Consider the following 19,629-nt stretch of genomic DNA (forward strand, 5'->3'; position numbering starts at 1 on the left):
TTTGCTCAAGAGCCTATAGAGCAAAAGCCTGTTTTGGCAGAAGAGGTTGAAAGCTTAAAGAAAGCGGCATTACGTTTAAATCGTGATCTGCTTATTTTAGAAGAAGAGCTGCTCTTCCCTGATAGTACTCAAGTTGCTGTGTTTGTCTCTTTGGATGTCGGAAAGTTTTTTCGTTTTGACGCGATTAAATTAAAAATTGATGACAAGCTTGTGGCCAGCCACCTTTACACTGATCGTCAGAATTCTGCTTTGGCGCGTGGTGGTATTCAGCGTCTGTATATTGGCAATATCAAACAAGGTGAGCATGAACTCACCGCCATCTTTACAGGTATAGGACCTGACAATCGAGAATATAAGCGTGGCGCCACCATGACCTTAACTAAAGGTGAAGACGCTAAGATGATTGAAATCCGTGTGCTAGATGCAACAAGTAATATGCAGCCGAAGTTTGATTTTAAAGAATGGGAACTTTAATTTCTCGCTCTGCTGCGGCGCTTGGTTTAAGTGTTCTGGTTTGCGCGGCTCCGTCCTTTTCTGCTGATAAAGAGCTTACTGCAGTTGCTGATCTGCGTTACGGCTCGGCTTTATATCACTACCATCTTGATGAATACATGGAGGCTCTGTCTGAACTGCTTGTAGCTCAAAAGCAGGGTGGTATTGCTGGGCATGGAGATAATCCCGCGTTAATGGAAGCGGGTTTAGCTTTAGGCTATAAAATGGAACGCCGAGCTAGCGAAATATTTAAGCAAATATTAGAAGATAATCGCTCTTCCAGTGTTCGTGATGCCGCATGGTTTTATTTGGCTAAAATTCGCTATGGTCACGGTGAGTGGCTTAGAGCGTCTGAAGCGTTGAGCCATATTAGTGAAAAGCCCGATGCTGCTTTGCTTTCAGAAATCATTCCATTAAAAATTAACCTTTATATTAAGCAGAATAAGTTAACTAGTGCGCTGATTTTATATGATCAGGAAGATTTGAGTCCACATTGGCGAGCTTATCTTACTTTTAATATTGGTTCTGCATATGCAAGGAAAAAGCAATATAAAGAAGCTGTTCGTTACTTTGATTACCTCGCTCAAGATCTCTTTGATGATGAAGAGTATAAAGTGTTGCATGATAAGGCGATGGCTGCTGCCGGTTTTAGCTACTTATTCTTAGAAGATTATGAGATTTCTAAAGCAAAGTTTTCTCGTGTTAGATCGAATAGCGTATTAGCCAATCGAGCCATGTTAGGTTATAGCTGGGCGGCAATTGAGTTGGGTGACTTTGATGATGCCAAGCGTGTTCTAAGGCATCTTGGTAATAGCCCCTTAAATGATGAAAATAAGCAAGAGGCCTTACTTGCTTTGCCTTATGCCTATGAGCAAATGGGTGACTTAGCGCCAGCGTTAAAAGCTTACCAAGGGGCGGCAGAAGAATATAAAAAAGAAATTAATGACATAGATAGCATTTATAGCCAGCTAGATAACAGTGAGTTATTGAGTGTATTAGATGTTCCTGTCAGCGAAGAACTTGACTGGCTGGATCTTGCAAATCAAAAAAGCCTATCTCCAAAGCTAAGTTATTTGGTATCGCTTTTTTCTCAAAATAACTTTCAATTGGCTGTTGAACAGCTTCAGGACCTTCTGTATCTCAATTCTGTAATGGATACTTGGCTTGAAAAAATTGCCTTTTATGAAGGTATGCTTGCCTATAGAGAAAATAGACGCTTGCAGAATGCCGATCAGGCGAGTGTGCAAAAGCAAGAGATTAAAAATCAAAACCTAAGTGAAGTATACCTGAATCTAAATAGCCAGCTGGATGATTTGGATAGTAAGCAAGATTACTTGGCGCTGACTAATGATGAAGAGAGAGCGCTATTGCAGCGTATAGAAAAATCTGAGCAACGTATTCATCGCTTAGAAGAAACAGATCCCTTTGTTGATGAGTATAAAGAGTCCTTGCGCCGATATAGGGGCTTATTATTGTGGCAAGCGAGTGAGCACTACAGTGATAGATACTGGTCAATTAAAAAGTCCTTGCTCAAAACTGAATCCACGGTAAGTAATATTAACGAGGTGGAGTCGAGGCTGGATGCTTTACAGAATGATACTGTTGATATTCAGCCATGGTATACACAGCTAGAACTCAGTCGTAATGAAATTCTGAGTCTGCAGGTTCGGCTTCAGTCTCTTATTCAGAGCTCAGAGTCAGAGTTGATTTCCCGTTTGAAAAATGAGCTTGCTGATAAAAGGGAAGGCCTCACAAATTATTTAGCCTTAAGCCGTTTAAGTATTGCTCGGCTACAAGATACTGCTCGTGAGCAGTCTCTACTGAATGAAATTGAGCAGAGCAAGCTGCAGAGTGAACAAAACAGCACTAATAAAAAAGCTAGCAGGACTAATCCTGAATTGCTAAAAGTGCCTAGCCTCTCTTTCCCGAATAAAGCCGATCAAGATACAGGCCAGCCAGCTGCAGTGCCGCTTAAAGAGGCTGCACAATGATTTTCTTTCTGAGAAAAATTTGTTGGTTAATTGGCTGCAGTTTATTACTGGTTCTTAGCTCGTGCTCTGTTCTTGATTCATCTGAGCCTAAGAGTTACAAAAATACAATTGCAGATTTACCTGCTTTGGATGAGCAAGAGATAGCGAATGAAACCGAGGCGTTACAGCCTTTGGAACCGGCAAGCTTAGATGAGATCGAACAAAGCTACCGTGCGGCTTTAGAAGTTGCTAATGACGATGAGCTTCGCCATCAAATTATTAGCCGTTTGGCTGATATTGAAATGGCTAAAAGTGAGGATGAGCATATTAATGCTGTCGAAGAGAAAACATTCTTTGACGATGCCGTACTTATGTACGAAGAGCTGCTGGTATTAAATCAGCAGCGGGCCGGACAAACCGGTGTTGATCAGCCTGAAAATACAGCTTTGAACGAGCGTATTCTTTATCAGCTTTCTAAAGCTTATGCTTTAGATGGACGTTTAGAAGAAAGTAACCAGACACTGGATCGTTTGGTGTCTGGTTATCCGGCTTCTCCGCTTGCTGCAGAAGCGGAGTTTCGTCAAGCTGAAAAAGCCTTTTCGGATTCGGATTATGAAACAGCTGAGGTTTTATATGGGCGTGTAGCTAATGCAGGAAAAGACACTCCTTTTTATACTAATTCCGTGTATATGCAAGGTTGGAGTCGCTTTAAGCGCAACCGTTACCGAGCCGCAATCGCACCATTTACAGAAGTGCTTGATCATTTGCTCGGTCAGAGTGATGACTGGCAAGCTTTGAGTAATAGCCAGAAAAATTTGGCTCAAGATACTTTACGGATATTAAGTATTTCCTTTTCATATTTAGATGGCACGGAAACTATTGCCGAAGTATATGGTGAGCAAGCTTTAGGTTCGCGCAGTTATGAGTACCTTATCTATGCTAATTTGGGTGAGTTGTATTATGAAAAAGAGCGTTATAGAGACAGTGCGGACTGTTTTTTAGCCTACGCTAAGCGTTTTCCTGCCAGCTCACACAGCCCCGCCTATGCTGTAAAAGCAATTTCTGTTTATGAACTAGGTGGTTTTCCAAGTTTAGTTTTGCCTGCAAAAGAGTCCTTTGTTGAAGCTTATGGTGTACGTGGCAGGTATTGGCCTGAAAGCGAGCAGCAGGATCAACTTAAGCCTTATTTGAAATTGTATTTAACCGAGCTTTCTAGTTATTACCACTCTAAAGCTCAGACTTTGGATCAGGTGTTAGTTGATTACAATAAAAATAAAGCGGCGGGTAAAAAACAAGGCAAAGAACCAGAAAGCAGTAAACCCAATTATATTAAAGCTGCCGATCTATATGCGCAGTTTACCCAGACTTTCCCTGAAGACCCTGCTCGTGCAGAAATGAGCTATTTACAAGGTGAAGCTTATTACTCCGCTGATGAGTTGGCGTTTGCAGTTACTAGTTATAAGCGTGTTGCTTATGATTATGTTGATGAAAAGTACGGGCCGGATGCTGCTTATAATGCCGTATTAATTTCTGATGAACTTGTTCAGCAAAGTCAATTAGCCATTAAAGATAAACAGGCTGATACAGAGGCGCTAAGCGCTCAATACGCGCAGTGGCAAGAAAACTATATCAGCAACGCTATAAGCTTTGCCGATTATTACCCTGCCGATGAGCGTTCGGTTGCGGTATTAACAAAAGCTGCGCAAGTACTTTATGAGCAGCAACAGAGGCAAAGAGCGATTGAAATCGCAAGCCGTTTAACTCAATGGCAGCCGCAGCAGAAGTTAGAGCTGCAAAAAACGGCTTGGTTGGTTCTAGCTAATAGTCAGTTTGAGCTAGGGCAATATGCTGAAGCAGAGTTGGCTTACAGGGCTCTATTGGCTCGTTTATCGGAAAACGATGAGCAAAGAGCCAATGTGCAAGAACGCATTGCGGCTTCTATGTATAAGCAGAGTGAGGAGCAGTTGGCTGCCGGAGAGTTTAATCCTGCAATTGATCGCTTATTGTTAATTCCTAGTGTTGCTCCTCACAGTGAAATAGCTCGTATTGCTCAGTACGATGCTGCGAATAAATTGATTGAAATTCAAGATTGGGCTAGAGCTGAGCAAGAGTTGGATCGCTTTAAGAGCAATTACCCTGATCATAAGTTAGCGAAAAACTTAGAGCCTAAACAGCTCCACATTTATGAGCAAACACAGCAGTGGGCTAAGGCGGCTGGTGTGCTTGCAATTATGGCGCTCAGTTCTGATCCCGAACAAAAACGTACTTCGGTTTATTTGGCTGCCGAGATGTATGAAAAGTCAGGTAATGATCGTAAAGCCATCGAGTATTATCGTCGTTACGCTCATGATTACGCTGATCCTTTTGATCTTGCTACAGAAGCTCGTTTTAAATTAACAGAGCTCTACGCTAAATTGGATGAGCAAGATAAGCGTGATTACTGGTTGAAGAAATTAATATCAGAAGATAAAAAAGCTGGCTCAAAGCGAACAGATCGCTCTCAGTATTTAGCTGCTATGGCGAGTGCTGAATTTGCTGACGATGCTTTTAAGCAGTTTGAATTGGTGAAGCTTACTTTGCCTATTAAGAAAAGCATGAAATCAAAGAAAAAAGCAATGGATAGCTGTTTGAAGAAGTATAAAGCTGTGCGTGCTTACGGTTTGGCTGCATTTACTAGTCAGGCAAATCACCGTATTGCAGAACTCTATGCGATTCTAGCTGAAGACTTGATTGATAGTGAGCGCCCTTCAGGTTTAGACGAGCTAGCCAGCGAGCAATATGAAATATTATTAGAGGAACAAGTATATCCGCTTGAAGAAAAAGCGATTGATATTTACAGCGCCAATACCACCCTTTCTCACAATGGTGTTTATGATGAATGGATTCAGGCATCCTTTGATTCGTTAGCAACTATATTACCGGCGCGTTACGGTAAAAAAGAACGCTATATAGGGGTAAGTGATGAACTTTAATAAGCTAATCACTATATGTTTAGCCGTCGCATTAATGGCTTCGTGTGCTACTCAGGATGCCAGCAAAGAGCTTGATGTCGAGCCGGATTCTGATGTTTTAATTGATACGTTTACCGCTATTGCCAAGCCTGAAAATCCAGAGGCTGTGTCTGCTCCTTCGTCTGTAAAGCGCGATTTTAAGGTGGTGAAAGAAGCAATGGTTGAAGGCAAGTGGGCTGAGGCGCAAGCAAGCTTACAGGCTATGCTTGTAGACCATCCGCAGCTAGCGGGTTTATATACTAACTTGGCTATTACTTATAGTGAGCAAGGTGAGTTAGGAGAAGCTGAAAAAGCATATAAACAAGCGTTGCTAGTGAATCCATATCAGTTCGATGCGTATAGTAATTTAGGTTTATTGTTGCGCCAGCAGGGTCGTTTTGATGAAGCTGAAAGTACATACCTTGAAGCACTGGCTTTGTGGCCTCATCATCAAGCATCTCTGATAAATCTTGGTGTTTTATATGATCTGTATATGGGCAAGCCAAAGTTGGCCTTACCTTATTTTGAACTTGCGCAAAAACTAAATGGCGATGAGCCTGATCGGCAACTGAGAACATGGATTGCAGATGTAAGTCGTCGAGCAGAGGTACAGCAATGAAACAAATGAGACGAATTTTTATCTTGCTAGCACTGTGTTTTTGTAACACCCTTGTTGCCCAAGATGATGAGGTGGTGACTTTAAGTGCCACTGTTACAGGTAATAAAGAACAACCCAAAGTGCTTTATATTGTTCCTTGGAAACAGGCTCAAGACACGAGTATTTTACAGCGTGGCCTAGAAAGCCGCTTAGGTGATGTCTTTACTCATGTTGAGCCAAGTGAGCACACCCGAGAAATAGATTATTTAGAAGCGCTTGTGGAAAGCCCACAAGAGCAAAAATAGTTCTACTTATATTATTTAATAAAAATTGTTGTGGAGGCAATTAAACAATGAACGCGATAGTTACTTTTTTCCAAACCGGTGGACCATTTATGTACCCAATTGCCATTGTTTTGGTTATTGGTTTAGCGCTTGCTATTGAGCGCTGGGTCTTTCTTTCATCTGCTAAGCGTTCTAACCGAAAAACGTTCGATCGTATGCTGCCTATGTTACGTAAAAAAGATTACAGCACGGTCGTAGAGCTTGCTCGTTCAAGTGGTGCACCGATTGGTCGCATCGTTGCTGCTGGCTTGGCTCGTATGCAGCAAACTCCTCGTCGTGAAGAGATTGAATACGCGATGGAAGAAGGTGTTATGGAGGCCGTACCACGCTTAGAAAAACGGACTTCTTATTTGGCTACACTGGCAAACATTGCAACCCTACTAGGGTTGTTAGGTACCATTATGGGGCTTATTGCCGCATTTACTGCAGTTGCTAATGCGGCACCAGCTGAAAAAGCTACTCTGCTTTCTCAGAGTATTTCTGTGGCAATGAATACAACTGCTTTTGGTTTGATTGCGGCTATTCCCCTTTTGCTTGTTCATGCGATGTTGGTAGAAAAAACCACTGAAATCGTCGATAGCTTAGAAATGGCCGGGACTAAATGTCTTAACATTATAAGTAATGCAACAGGCTCTAATTCACGAACTCGCAGCGGTGAATAACTAGGGCTTTAGCAATGCGCAGAAGTAGATTTCGCAATAAAGAAGCGGAGCTGGATATTACATCATTTATGAATTTGATGATTATCCTCGTGCCAGTGCTTCTTATGAGTATGGTGTTTAGCCATATTTCGGTGTTGGAATTAAAGCTTCCGGATATCGCCTCCAGTTCCGAAGCAAATCCCAACAATAAAAATCAAGGCCTTGAATTGGTTATTAATCAGGATACCTTAGTGGTGAATTACCCCGCAGGGTCTCCGTTAAAAACTTTACCTAAGGTGGATGCTGGTGAAGGCTCTGAGCAGATATATGACTTTGAGCTACTTTCTACAGTACTTCAGGAAGTGAAGCGACAGTTGAAAGATCAAGGAATTGATAAACGAGATATCTTGATTTTGTCCCATCCTGATACAGACTATCAGACGATTGTAAAAGCGATGGATACGGTGAGAAGTTTTAAAGCCGTTGTTGCTGCTTCATTAGTTGATGCTGAACTTTTTCCGGCAATCTCTTTGGGTGATGCACCTATAGAGAGCTCTACTACTAAGGAGGGCGGAAAATAATGAAGCAGTCTAAACGTGTAAAACGTATGGAGCGGCATCATCGTCGAGCTCGTAAAACCTCAAAATTGAATCTGGTTTCTTTGATGGATATTTTTACCATCTTGGTATTCTTTTTGTTGGTGAACTCTTCAGATGTTGAAGTTCTACAGAATGATAAGAGTATTAAGTTACCGGAATCAGTTGCTGAGAAAAAGCCAGAGCAAACCTTAGTTGTTGTGGTAAATAAAGAAAATATTCTTGTTGGCGGTCGTGAAGTCGCAAACCTTAATACAATAAAAGAAACGGAAGAAGGTATTGTTGGCCTAAAAAAGGAGCTTGATTATCTAGCGGAACGCAGTCCTTATAAAGACGCAGAGCAGGCAAGCTTAGGTCGTGATGTCAATATCATGGCAGACAAGGATACACCTTATAAGTTACTAAAAAAGGTAATGAAAACCTGCGCTAAAGCGGATTATAGAAATATCTCCTTGGCTGTTAGTCAGGTTGTAGCGGATGAGTCAGATTTAGATGCTGCAGTGCAACTAGGTTCAGGGGGGTAATATGTCTATAGCTATTGCCGCCCCCAATTTACAGCTGCCTTGGTCTTCTTCTAAAGAAGATAATAAGCGCTACCAGAAGTTTTTACTGATTCTACTTGTTCCATTTTTGGTGCTTAGTATTGTTATTCCTTTTATCGATGTGCCCGAGCCTGAACGCAGCCAGTTAGAGAAAATTCCTGAGCAGCTGGCACGTGTGCAGCTTGAGGAAAAGGTTCTACCTCCCCCCCCAACGCCGACACCGACGCCGGAAGAAAAAGAAAAGCCAAAGGAGGAGAAAAAGGAAGAACCTAAAGAAGAAAAGAAGGCGACTCCCGAGCCTAAATCTGAGCCTCCGGCGCAGTTAATTGAAGAAGCTAAAGAGGTTGCTCAGGCTGAGATCAATCAATTTGCGGACGCTCTATCGGATATGCGAGACGCTTTTGACCTTGAAGATATGAGTGATGCTGATCAATTAAGCCAGAGCTTGGGTAAAGCAGCCGAGCTTGAACGAGCAGCTATTACGTCAAATAAAGTATCTACAAGTAGCACAGGAATTAACTCTGCTAAATTAAGCCGTAATACCGGTGGTGTTGCCTTAAGCGGTAAAAAAGATACCAAGGTTGATAGTAAGCTGGCGAGTGCAACCGGTGTTGCTAGCAAAGCGAAAAAGCAAAGCTCTAGGGATAAAAGCAAGCGTAGCGAAGAAGAAATTCGTAAAACTATGGATAAAAACAAAGGCAAGATTGATGCAATCTATAATCGTGCCTTGCGTCGTAATCCCGCTCTTGAAGGTAAGGTTGTCTTTAATTTAGTGATTGATCCTAATGGTCGGGTGAGCTCTGCTTCCATTGTCAGTAGTGAGCTGGATGATCCTGCATTGGAGAGAAAGCTACTTACTCGAATCAAGCTGATTAGTTTTGGTGCTAAAGATGTTCTGCAAACCAAGATTAATTACAGCATAGACTTTTTGCCTTATTAATTACGGCTAATGGTGGTCAAGTTTGAGCTTGTTTAATCAGAGCAAGCTTGGCTGCCCGTGACAGTTTCTTTATTTGAGCTTCGCGAATACTTGCTTGGCTTCGATTTTCTAAGGTTTCGCTATAGACTAAGTTGACGGGTTGGCGAGCTCGGGTGTAACGAGCTCCTTTACTGAAGCCGTTATGTTCTTTTAGGCGCCGTTCAAGGTCGGTGGTAATGCCACAATAGAGGCTGTTATCCGAACAGCTTACAATATACACCTGCCAAGTATTTGTTTGCTCATTGTCATTCTTAAAGCTAGTTTGGGGCTTTTGTTTATGTGGCATATCGCCCTTCACGTTCTCGTTCCTCTATGTATTGCTGTAGCTTTATATCAAAAGCGTGCACTAAAAGCTTTTTTGTTTATGTTGTTGGCTTTTGCGATTGATATAGACCACTTGTTGGCTCAGCCTATTTACGACCCTACACGCTGTAGTGTCGATTTTCACCCGCTTCATAGTTTGTACTTACTTCCTTTGTATATCCTTCTATCCTTGCAGTGGCGCTATAAGCCCTTGCAATGGTTTGCTTGGGGCTTGGTTATTCATATGGGGCTTGATAGTTTGGACTGTATGCAGAATCAAGGTGTTTGGTTTTATCAGCATGAGGCCAAGCCCTAATCTCTTGGGCTTGGCGCAAAGATACTACGCAGCCATTTCCAGCTAGAGTTTTGCTTGAGTAGGTAGCGCTGTAACTCATGTTGTTGATCGCAGTAGTCGGAGGCTTGCTCAAATAAAAAAGCCCGAGTAATACGCCGTTTATTGGGCTTAAGTAGCTTGATTACCTTAGCTGGATTTCCTCCAACCACCGTGTTTTCTTCTACATCATTTGTCACCACAGCACCGGCAGCGACGATGCTGTTTTCGCCTATGCTTACGCCCTTGTTGATAATGGCGCGAGTGCCTATCCATACGTTATCGGCAATATTGACTGCTGCGCTACAGCGAAATGGGCGAGTTCGGTTATAGCTACCGTGCCAGTCACTGTCACTAATGTAGGTATCGGCAGCAATCATGCAGCTCTTGCCTATGCGAATCAGTTCGGCTGATGCAATGTTGGCTCCTGGCGATATTAAGCTGTAATCGCCTAATTCAATGCGCCCCTGTTGGCTCTTACTGCTCCAAGTACTTATACGAATAGGGTTATGGTCATCGCTGATAAGGTGTACGTGCCTACCTGCATGAATGCCTGAGCCAAAAAGCCTTAAGCTACGGGGCTTAAGTACTGCTAAACCTTCGCCCACGCTATCGAACTGCGGTTCGATAATACGTCGACAATAGAGACCTGTCAGCCAGCGATGAGAAAGGTAGAGCCAATAGGGTTGATGGTTTTTTCTCATGTCTTTCCTTGTGGGGGCGGCGAGCCAAATTGTACATTGCTGCTATGCTTTTACTACTAAGTCCGTCTTGTTGTTCAGGCTAAATCGGCTTGCTGGCCGTGGGTTCATAAAGCTGTGTAGTAAGCCACTACAGTGCGTAGGTATGCTACTTCATATGGCGAAGACAGTTATTAGTGGTGTGAGGTTAATGTGTACGGATTGGGTATAACATTGCAATGAGTGGTGATAGTACTAGCAAAAGTACTAAGGCAGAGCTTGAGCGGCGTATAGAGCTACTTGAGTGTGAGTTGGCGCGGAACCGGAACTTCTTTCGTACAGCTTTAGATCACCTACCAGTGCGTGTCTTTTGGAAAGATACTCAAAGTTTGTATCTTGGCGCAAATAGGCTTTTTGTTGAAGATGCGGGCTTATCCTCTCTTGAACAGCTAGTGGGCTGTAGTGATTACGATCTTCCTTGGGATAACAGTACCGCAGAGCTTTATCGCAAAGACGATAAGTACGTTATGAGTACGGAGTTGGAGCGTGTTAACTATGAGGAGCCGCAAGAGCGTGACGGTAAGACGGTTAACTGGTTGCGAACCACAAAGGTGCCACTGCGTAACGATCACAATGAGGTGATTGGTGTATTGGGCACCTATGAAGATATTAGTGAATTTAAAGCGCAGCAATTGGCTTTAGCTGAAAGTGAAGAGCGCTATAAGCTTGCGCTGGCAGGTGTGAGTGATGGCATCTTTGATTGGAATATTGATCAACAAAGGTTGTTCTTATCGGATACTGCAAAGCGTGTTTTAGAGCTTGCTCCAGATTATGAGGGGCGCTCGTTTGAGCCTATAGTGTCCTGTATTCAAGCTACGCATCAAACATCATTTTATAGACAACTTGTGGCTCACTTGAAGGGTGAAAGCCCTATTTTTGAAGTTGAGCTGCCGATGACGTTCACATCTGGGCGCCGTTGGATTCTTGTGCGTGGTTTGGCTAAGCCTGATAAGCAAGGGCGATGTCAGCGCATGTGTGGCTCTGTAAGCGATATTAGCTCGCGCAGAGAAGCACAAGAAGAAATACACAGGCTGAATAGCTCCCTTGAGTTAAAAGTAAGCCAGCGAACGAGTGAATTAGAAAGTACCAATGAAAAGCTATTAGATGCTTTAGCGGTACTTCGTGCGGCTCAAGACGAACTTATACAAAATGAAAACCTAGCCTCATTAGGGGCGCTTGTGAGTAGTGTCGCTCATGAAGCAAATACCCCCTTGGGCATAAGTTTGACAGCCTCTTCTCATCTTGTGGAACTGCTATCTGACATTGAGCATAAATTCGAATCTGGTTCTTTAAAAAAGAGCGACTTTCTTAATTTCTTTGCAAATACTAAAGAGTGCTCTGATCTTGTTCAAAACAATTTAAAGCGCGCTTCAGATCTGATTGGCAGCTTTAAGAAAATTGCAGTTGATAAAAGTTCTGAAGAATTAAGGTCTATAGGTTTGGGTGATTATATTAAAGAAATTGTATTATCTCTAAGTCCTCGCTTGCGTAAAGCGAAGGTTAATCCTGTGGTAAGTGTTGATGGTGAGGTAACACTAACGACTTATCCAGGTAGTATCGCTCAGGTTTTTACCAACCTTATTATGAATTCCATTCATCATGCTTTTGTTGACATAGATAAACCGGAAATTCATATCAACTGTAAAAGAGAGAAGGACGATCTGGTTCTTACTTATTGGGATAATGGTGTTGGCATTAGTGATGAAATTAAGGGACAAATATTTGCTCCATTTTTTACCACAAAGAGAGAATCCGGTGGCAGTGGCTTAGGTTTGAATATTGTACATAATATAGTATGCAATAAGTTAAAAGGGCGTGTGGTCTGTGAAAGTGACTTGGGTAAAGGGGCTTGTTTTTATATAAGCCTGCCATGTGATTGACTAATAGTGATTGTGTTAACAGCTTAAGATAATGCAGTGAGTTAGATATGGAAGATTTTATATTTGCCCCAGAAAATGATTATTCCAAAGATGAAGACCCTAAAGCATCGGGTAAGAAGCCTTGGCGTATAGCGGTTGTTGATGATGAAGAGAATATTCATAAAGTGACGAAGTTTGCATTATCTGATTTCACCTTTGAGGGGCGGCGTTTAGAATTTGTCGACGCTTTTTCTGGAGAAGAGGCTAGGAGAATATTTAAAGATTATGATGATATAGCCGTTGTGCTTCTTGATGTGGTGATGGAAAGTGAGCACGCTGGTCTTGATACAGCAAAATTTATTAGAGAGGAACTAAAAAATACAAGCACAAGAATTGTATTAAGAACAGGTCAGCCGGGGCAGGCTCCTGAGCGAGAAGTCATTAGTGAATATGATATTAATGACTATAAAGAGAAAACAGAGCTGACTTCTAGAAAGCTTTATACCTTAATGTACAGTTGTTTGCGGTCTTATAGAGATATATTGGCTCTGGATGAAAGCAGGAAGGGCTTAGAACGTGTTATTAAAGCTTCAAAGAATATTTATGAGAAACGGTTTTTAGACGAATTTACGGCCGGTGTATTACAGCAAATAACATCCATTTTGCATATTGATGAAAGTGCATTTTTTGGAAAGCTTGAGGGCTTAACCGCCCAGGATCATGATGGTGAGTGCCGTATCGTTGCTGGTACGGGTATGTTTAGCCCGAAAGTAGGTGAAACAGTTTCTACTCATTTAGATAGTGATTTTATTGAGTTAATTAAGAATGCAAATGAAAGTCAAGGTTTACATAAAGATGAAAAATATTTAGCGGTTTCTAAAGGCCAAGATGGGCAAAAAAACATTCTTTATTTGAGTGGTATTAAAGAGCAAAATCAAATGGATGAGCATTTGATTGAACTGTTTTGTGATAATGTTTTGGTTGCATTTGATAATTTGTATCTGAAAGATCAGCTTGTGGAAACTCAAAAGGAACTGGTTTATAGGCTGGGAGAAGCTGTTGAGTCCCGTTCAAGAGAAACTGGCAACCATGTTAAACGAGTAGCTGCAATTAGTCGTCTATTAGGTTTGGCTATGGGTATGACGGAGGCTAGAGCAGAAATATTGCACTATGCGTCACCTCTGCACGATTTAGGTAAAATTGGTATACCCGACTCGGTTTTAAATAAGCCTGGGAAGTTAACTGAAGACGAGTGGGATTTAATGAAAAAACACGCTCGAATAGGGCATCAGTTACTAGGTGATAGTAAAAGAGAAATTTTAAGAGCCGGGGCTATGATCAGTTTGCAGCACCATGAAAAATGGGATGGCTCTGGTTATCCAGAAGGTTTAAAGGGCGAAGAAATTTCTTTAGAAGCTCGTATCACGGCTGTTGCGGATGTTTATGATGCTCTTGCTAGCGATCGAGTCTATAAACCAGCTTGGCCCTTAGAGGATGTCAATAAACACATTCGTGAACAAGCTGGCATTCATTTTGACCCTCGTGTTGTAGATGCACTCTTTAGTAAAATCGATGAAGTCACGGCTATACGCAGTCGTTATATGGATAAATTTAGCGGGGATGAGGTATAGCCTATGATATTTAAAGTGCCTATATCAATTGTAATGAAAGCCAAGGTGCAAAGTTGAAAACAAGGATGAGTAATTTATAGTTGGCAATAAACCTTAGGTACTCAGGCTTGAGTTGCTCAGGGTTTAAACCTATCAATTTAGAGTGAATGCGTAGAATAGGATTCCTGGCAAAAAATAAAGCTGAACTAGAAAGAGCTAATAAGCTTATATTGATGATAAGACACCACTGTAATACTTGTTCAAACATAATTAAGCTCATTTCTATTTCCTTTATATATGAAAAACTTTACTTATTAATATTGACAATTAAACACGGTTTTCTATCCCGATGTTGTCGTTATTCTAACTATCTTTTCTTATTCTCTTTCTGGCTAGATTTTCCTTCATAATTTAAATTATAGCTATCTGTAAACGAACCTCATGTTCTTGTTGTGGGTCAAGGTTTATTCTTGTTAGCTGGCCCACACTGGGACAAAGATCAGCACAAAAGTAAGAGGGATACTTTATGCAGACCCCAATCACATCGATACTGATAGTAGGTGGCGGTACGGCAGGTTGGTTAAGTGCTGGCATTATTGCTAGCTCGCAAAAAACACGCATTGCAAATGGAGAGTTAACAGTCACTTTGTGCGAGTCTGCCAACATTGCCACAGTTGGGGTAGGTGAGGGTACTTGGCCTACGATGAGAATAACCCTAAAGAAAATGGGTGTTTCTGAGAGCGAATTATTTCGTGAATGTGAAGCAAGTTTTAAACAGGGATCTAAGTTCGTCAATTGGTCTCATGATCAAGGGCCAAATCATTATTACCATCCGTTTCAGCCACCCCAGGGCTTCCCAGAAGTAAATGTCTCTGAACATTGGCTTCACAGTGCTGCTCGTCAGTCAAAATCATTCTCACGTAGCTTTTGTGAGCAAGAGGCGGTGTGTGAACAACAAAAAGCACCTAAGACGATTACTAATGCCGAATATGATCCGGTACTGAATTACGGCTATCACTTAAACGCAGCTGTTTTTTCCAAGTTTCTTAACAAGCACTGCACCAAAAAGCTGGGTGTTAAGCATATTGTTGCGGATATTACGGCAGTGGCTTTAGATAAGCGTGGTGCAATTGCTTCTGTTCAAACCGAACAGGCCGGAGAGTTAAGTGCTGACTTATATATAGACTGTTCTGGTTTTAAATCTCTGCTCTTAGGTGAGGCGCTAGGGGTAAAATATAAAAGTATTGCTGATGTGTTATTTGCCGACACTGCTTTGGCTATGCAAGTACCGTATTCATCACCTGAGGTGCCGATTCAATCAGCAACGATGAGTATCGCTCAAGACGCGGGTTGGATTTGGGATATTGGCTTGCCTTCACGCCGCGGAGTAGGCCATGTATTTTCTAGTGCTTATATGTCTGTTGATGAAGCTACTCAGAAGTTGCATAGTTATATCGGTGCCAGTGGTGGTAAGCCAGAAGGTCTTGATATAAAAGAGATTCGTTTTAATGCCGGCTATCGTGAGAAGTTTTGGCACAAAAACTGTGTTGCTGTGGGGCTGTCAGCGGGTTTTATTGAGCCTTTAGAAGCTGCAGCATTGATGATGATTGAGCTTTCAGCTCAGAGTGTTTCTGAGCAGTTACCCAAGACTCAAGAGGCTTTGCCTATTTCAGCGCGGCGCTTTAATGAAAGCTTCAGCTATCGCTGGCAAAGAATAGTTGAATTCCTTAAACTTCACTACGTATTGAGCCGCCGAAGTAGTCCGTTTTGGCTAGATAATAAAGATGCGGCCTCTATTCCTGAAAGCCTGCAAGAGCTTTTACTGCTTTGGCAGCATAGTACCCCCGCTCATACGGACTTTGGTCATGTTAAAGAGCTGTTTGGCGCGGCAAGCTTTCAATATGTACTCTACGGTATGGACCATAAAGCTAGCCCTTTGTTTGGCGAAGACAAGGTTATGGGAGATTATGCTGAGACTTTAATTGCAAGGAATACGCAAAGGTTGAAGCAGTTATTGTCTACCCTGCCATCTAACCGAGAGCTAATAGAGAAAATCCATAAATATGGGTTATCTAAAATTTAAGACTGAGAATTGTTATGTCAGATAAACCAACGCTAGAGATGTTGGATGCTGAAATCCACCAAGACTTAAAGGTTAACTTGAGTGATTTTAGTGATAGTTGTTACAAGGTGAATGCCTGTTATGTGATGGTTGGCGAGTTACCTAACTTGGTGCATGAATACCCTATTTTTATTGTTAAAAACCAGCAAAGCCAACAGTATCAATTAAACGCGCTCTTTGGCTTTGAGGCTGGCGAGAATTTGTATCTACAAGATGATAAGTGGCAGGCCCGCTTTCAGCCTCTGGATATACTTCGTCGTCCCTTTCAGATCTATATGCCTGAGGGTGAGCAATCAAGTGAAGGGCGTATTGCGCTTGATCGCTCAGCGAATAAATTTCAAGGCACCTATGGTGAGAGTTTATTTGAGAAGGATGGTCAGCCAAGCCCTTATTTACAGCGTATTCAACAAGTTTTTTCTCAGCTGATGAATGGGTCTAAAGCTGGCGCACATGTACTGGCGCGTATGGCCGAGTTGAACTTGATTGAATCGGTATCGTTGGCGACTGAGCTGGCCAGTGGTGAGTCTGTCAGTGTTAAAGGTGTCTATTCTGTTAACGAAACTGCGCTAAAAGCCTTAAGCGGCGAAGCGTTAGAAGAGTGTCATCAAAAAGGCATACTGCAAATTTGCCACCTGATGCTGAGCTCTTCTGCCCACTTAGAGAAACTTATTTCTTGGAAAAACCAGCAGGTCGCTAGTTAGTCATCGAGCAGCTAGTGGTTGCTAGCTGCTGTTTTTAGTCGGTTGTTTCAGCCAAGAAGCCGCCGCTTTGACGCTGCCACAAATGGGCGTAAATCCCATTGAGAGCCAGTAATTCACTGTGGCTGCCTTGTTCAACGATCTTGCCTTCATCAATCACAATGAGGCGGTCTAGCTCAGCGATGGTCGATAATCTATGCGCAATAGCAATGACCGTTTTTTCTTGCATCAGTGTTTTAAGGTTTTGCTGGATAGCACTCTCTACTTCTGAATCAAGCGCGGAAGTGGCCTCATCTAAAATAAGAATGGGGGCATTTTTGAGTAGCACTCTAGCAATGGCTATACGCTGACGCTGGCCGCCGCTTAGTTTGATACCTCGCTCACCGACATGTGCATCGAGTCCCCGTCGGCCATGGGCATCCTCTAGGTCGAGAATGAAATCTGAAGCAGAGGCTTGTTGGCAAGCCAGAGCTATCTCCGAATCCGTTGCTTCTGGCCGCCCATAACAGAGATTGTCTCGAATACTGCGATGCAGCAGAGAGGTATCTTGGGTAACCATGCCAATTTGGCTGCGCAAACTCTCTTGGGTGAGTTCACTGATATTCTGGCCGTCGATGCAAATACGACCACTATTGACATCGTAGAAGCGTAATAAGAGGTTTACGATGGTGCTTTTACCTGCACCGGAGCGGCCAATCAATCCAATTTTTTCACCGGGTTTGATGTCTAAGCTAAAGCCTTCCACGACCTTACGCTTGGCCCCGTAGTCAAAGTGAATATCGTTAAATTCTATATGGCCTTGCTTAAATTGAATCTTGCGGGCGTCGGCTTTGTCCTGAACTTTGCGGTGGGCCGTTAGCGTGTTCATACCATCACGAACCGTACCAATGTTTTCAAACAGAGTGGAGACCTCCCACATGATCCAATGGCTCATACCGTTAAGACGTAATACCAAGGCACAAGCTGCGGCAATGGCTCCTGTACTAATGGCCTCTTCTGACCAAAGCCATAGGCCAATTGCGGCAACGCTAAATATTAGCGTTGCCGACGCAGCCCACACCAAAGAGGTTAAGCTGGTTGCTAAACGCATTTGTGGGTAGACAGTATTGAGGAAGCCAGACATGGCGTCTTTAGCGTAGTTGAGTTCGCGCCCACTATGGCTAAAAAGCTTAACGGTGGAAATATTGGTATAGGTATCGACAATACGCCCCGTCATTTCCGAGCGAGCATCGGCTTGATGTTCACTGATTTTGCCTAGTTTCGGTAAAAAGTAGCGCAGCAAGCTAGCGTAGCAGAATAGCCATAAAACAAAGGGGATAGCTAGGCGCCAGTCCAAGCTAATGATAAGGATGAGGCCGCTAATAAAATAGATGCTCACATACAGTAGAACATCAACAAACTTCATGATTGTTTCACGTACCGCCAGTGAGGTTTGCATCACTTTGGTGGCGAGCCTTCCGGCAAATTCATTCTGGTAATAATCCATGCTATGGCCCAACAAATAGTGATGGGCGAGCCAGCGTATGCGCATTGGAAAGTTACCAAGCAAGGTTTGGTGCATAACCATGTTTTGCATAAAAATGCCAAAAGGCAGTAGTAATAATATGCCTGCTGCTAACCATAGTTGTTTGTTATCGCCGTTGAATATGTCTCTATTTTCTTGGCTATTGAGCCAGTCGACAAGTTGGCCAACAAAGCCATAAAGAGAGACCTCTAACGCTGCTACTAGTGCAGTGAAGCAGCCCATTAAGAATAGATATTTCTTAGTACCCTTAGCGTAATGCAGGCAAAAGCCTAAGACATCATTGGGTGGAAGCTGATTGTCTGGTTTTGGGAAGGGCTTGAGTAGGCGCTCAAAGAATGCGTACATGACTAAGGCCGAGTTAGCAAAGCTTGGCATTATGCCACAGGCTTGAGATCTTGTTTGTTATAGTAAGGGGTCAAAACAGGAGCCAGTATTTATGGTGATTACTCTTAATGTGTCGGTCTCAGGGCAGGGCTTGTGGGCTTTTACAGATAAAGTTTCTGCCGCTGTTGCTCAGGCTGGCTATGATGAGGGCTTGTGTACCTTGTTCATCCAGCACACATCGGCAAGTTTATTGATTCAAGAAAACTACGACCCTTCAGCTCAGCGAGATTTAGAGGCTTGGTTTAACCGCTTAGTGCCTGAGCGTGACCGACTTTATACCCACACTCTAGAGGGCGATGACGATATGCCGGCTCATATCAAAGCGGCGTTAACGGCCACTAGCATCAGTATTCCAATCTTAGATGGTCAATTAGCTTTGGGCACCTGGCAGGGCATATATCTGTGGGAGCATCGCAATGGGGCCCAGCAGCGCAGAGTTATTGTGCATATAGGAGCTTAGCTGGCGCGAGCATTTTTATAAGCAAGATCTTGATGCGGGTCGACCTGAGTAAAGTCTAATTGGTATTGTTCAAAACAGCTTCGTAGATTATGGAAGATGGAAACCTCCCAGCTTAAACCTTCAGCAAGGTGTTGATACCAAGCGGCAAGAGCTAAGCCGCTTTCTGTGCGGTTAACAATACTTGCGTTTTGTGCATAAGGACAAAGCCTTGCCATGACTTTAAGGCAAGCCATGAGTTCACGTACGTCTTCAGCGCTTATCTTAGTTTGTTCTATTCCTGTCCAGTCACCAATAACAAAGTGCAGGTTCTCAAAGCGTTCGTCACCACTGGCGCCAAGGGCATAATTTATTAGTTGCTCGCCGGTGACGACGCCTTGATACTGGGTATAAAGTACGCCGCGTAGGCTCCAGTTTTCGATAATCACAGCATCTATCTTTTTGTGGG

At 42.8% G+C, this 19,629-nt stretch carries 20 protein-coding genes; 15 read left to right on the top strand and 5 right to left on the bottom strand.

The features are described from left to right. Positions 1-15 precede the first annotated feature (15 nt). Genes AB1S55_RS04965 through AB1S55_RS05005 form a run of 9 tightly spaced genes read left to right on the top strand, consistent with a single transcriptional unit; the run spans position 16 to position 9,113 of the window. Positions 16-474, top strand: coding sequence for an AraC family transcriptional regulator (locus AB1S55_RS04965; RefSeq protein WP_370981572.1), 459 nt, complete (start codon positions 16-18; stop codon positions 472-474). After that, positions 462-2,483, top strand: coding sequence for a hypothetical protein (locus AB1S55_RS04970; protein ID WP_370980683.1), 2,022 nt, complete (start codon positions 462-464; stop codon positions 2,481-2,483). Before AB1S55_RS04965 ends, AB1S55_RS04970 begins: the two co-directional genes overlap by 13 nt. Then, positions 2,480-5,434 (top strand): tetratricopeptide repeat protein, encoded by a 2,955-nt coding sequence (locus AB1S55_RS04975; RefSeq protein WP_370980684.1) that lies wholly within the window; start codon positions 2,480-2,482, stop codon positions 5,432-5,434. Before AB1S55_RS04970 ends, AB1S55_RS04975 begins: the two co-directional genes overlap by 4 nt. Then, a complete protein-coding gene (locus AB1S55_RS04980; protein WP_370980685.1) occupies positions 5,424-6,071 on the top strand; it encodes a tetratricopeptide repeat protein in 648 nt (215 codons plus the stop codon). The genes AB1S55_RS04975 and AB1S55_RS04980 overlap by 11 nt, the downstream gene beginning before the upstream one ends. After that, positions 6,068-6,355: a hypothetical protein gene (locus AB1S55_RS04985; protein ID WP_370980686.1), complete on the top strand. Its 288-nt coding sequence runs from the start codon at positions 6,068-6,070 to the stop codon at positions 6,353-6,355. Before AB1S55_RS04980 ends, AB1S55_RS04985 begins: the two co-directional genes overlap by 4 nt. Before the next feature lie 47 nt (positions 6,356-6,402). After that, entirely contained in the window at positions 6,403-7,056 is a 654-nt protein-coding gene (locus AB1S55_RS04990; RefSeq protein WP_370980687.1) for a MotA/TolQ/ExbB proton channel family protein, read from the top strand. Between the two features lie 14 nt (positions 7,057-7,070). Then, a complete protein-coding gene (locus tag AB1S55_RS04995) occupies positions 7,071-7,616 on the top strand; it encodes an ExbD/TolR family protein (RefSeq protein ID WP_370980688.1) in 546 nt (181 codons plus the stop codon). Beyond that, positions 7,616-8,155: an ExbD/TolR family protein gene (locus AB1S55_RS05000; protein WP_370980689.1), complete on the top strand. Its 540-nt coding sequence runs from the start codon at positions 7,616-7,618 to the stop codon at positions 8,153-8,155. Before AB1S55_RS04995 ends, AB1S55_RS05000 begins: the two co-directional genes overlap by 1 nt. A gap of 1 nt (position 8,156) precedes the next feature. Then, a complete protein-coding gene (locus AB1S55_RS05005; RefSeq protein ID WP_370980690.1) occupies positions 8,157-9,113 on the top strand; it encodes an AgmX/PglI C-terminal domain-containing protein in 957 nt (318 codons plus the stop codon). A gap of 16 nt (positions 9,114-9,129) precedes the next feature. Here AB1S55_RS05005 and AB1S55_RS05010 read toward each other — a convergent pair whose 3' ends face one another. Further along, a complete protein-coding gene (locus AB1S55_RS05010) occupies positions 9,130-9,438 on the bottom strand; it encodes a GIY-YIG nuclease family protein (RefSeq protein WP_370980691.1) in 309 nt (102 codons plus the stop codon). Here AB1S55_RS05010 and AB1S55_RS05015 point away from each other — a divergent pair. After that, positions 9,430-9,771: a DUF6122 family protein gene (locus tag AB1S55_RS05015; RefSeq protein WP_370980692.1), complete on the top strand. Its 342-nt coding sequence runs from the start codon at positions 9,430-9,432 to the stop codon at positions 9,769-9,771. The genes AB1S55_RS05010 and AB1S55_RS05015 overlap by 9 nt on opposite strands. Here the strand turns inward: AB1S55_RS05015 and AB1S55_RS05020 are convergent. After that, positions 9,768-10,490 (bottom strand): DapH/DapD/GlmU-related protein, encoded by a 723-nt coding sequence (locus AB1S55_RS05020; protein WP_370980693.1) that lies wholly within the window; start codon positions 10,488-10,490, stop codon positions 9,768-9,770. The genes AB1S55_RS05015 and AB1S55_RS05020 overlap by 4 nt on opposite strands. 215 nt (positions 10,491-10,705) lie before the next feature. Between AB1S55_RS05020 and AB1S55_RS05025 the strand changes: the two genes are divergently transcribed. After that, positions 10,706-12,406, top strand: coding sequence for an ATP-binding protein (locus AB1S55_RS05025; protein WP_370980694.1), 1,701 nt, complete (start codon positions 10,706-10,708; stop codon positions 12,404-12,406). 47 nt (positions 12,407-12,453) lie between these two features. After that, positions 12,454-14,016, top strand: coding sequence for a DUF3369 domain-containing protein (locus tag AB1S55_RS05030; protein WP_370980695.1), 1,563 nt, complete (start codon positions 12,454-12,456; stop codon positions 14,014-14,016). 19 nt (positions 14,017-14,035) lie between these two features. On the opposite strand, the gene AB1S55_RS05035 is transcribed toward AB1S55_RS05030, so the two are convergent. Further along, a complete protein-coding gene (locus AB1S55_RS05035) occupies positions 14,036-14,275 on the bottom strand; it encodes a DUF6868 family protein (protein ID WP_370980697.1) in 240 nt (79 codons plus the stop codon). Positions 14,276-14,521: 246 nt separating this feature from the next. Here AB1S55_RS05035 and AB1S55_RS05040 point away from each other — a divergent pair, with 246 nt between their 5' ends. After that, positions 14,522-16,078, top strand: a complete 1,557-nt coding sequence (locus tag AB1S55_RS05040; RefSeq protein WP_370980698.1) for a tryptophan halogenase family protein — start codon at positions 14,522-14,524, stop codon at positions 16,076-16,078. 14 nt (positions 16,079-16,092) lie between these two features. Continuing rightward, positions 16,093-16,818, top strand: coding sequence for a SapC family protein (locus tag AB1S55_RS05045; RefSeq protein WP_370980699.1), 726 nt, complete (start codon positions 16,093-16,095; stop codon positions 16,816-16,818). Positions 16,819-16,852: 34 nt separating this feature from the next. Here AB1S55_RS05045 and AB1S55_RS05050 read toward each other — a convergent pair whose 3' ends face one another. Further along, the gene (locus AB1S55_RS05050; RefSeq protein ID WP_370980700.1) at positions 16,853-18,685 is read right to left on the bottom strand and encodes an ABC transporter ATP-binding protein; all 1,833 of its coding nucleotides are present in this window, start codon (positions 18,683-18,685) and stop codon (positions 16,853-16,855) included. 91 nt (positions 18,686-18,776) lie between these two features. Here AB1S55_RS05050 and AB1S55_RS05055 point away from each other — a divergent pair, with 91 nt between their 5' ends. Beyond that, positions 18,777-19,184 carry a secondary thiamine-phosphate synthase enzyme YjbQ gene (locus tag AB1S55_RS05055; protein ID WP_370980701.1) on the top strand — a complete coding sequence of 136 codons (408 nt, stop codon included), beginning with the start codon at positions 18,777-18,779 and terminating at the stop codon, positions 19,182-19,184. On the opposite strand, the gene AB1S55_RS05060 is transcribed toward AB1S55_RS05055, so the two are convergent. Further along, entirely contained in the window at positions 19,181-19,609 is a 429-nt protein-coding gene (locus tag AB1S55_RS05060; RefSeq protein WP_370980702.1) for a hypothetical protein, read from the bottom strand. The two genes, AB1S55_RS05055 and AB1S55_RS05060, sit on opposite strands and share 4 nt — an antisense overlap. Positions 19,610-19,629 lie beyond the last annotated feature (20 nt).

The sequence above is a fragment of the Agaribacterium sp. ZY112 genome (genome assembly GCF_041346925.1).
GTDB lineage: Bacteria > Pseudomonadota > Gammaproteobacteria > Pseudomonadales > Cellvibrionaceae > Agaribacterium.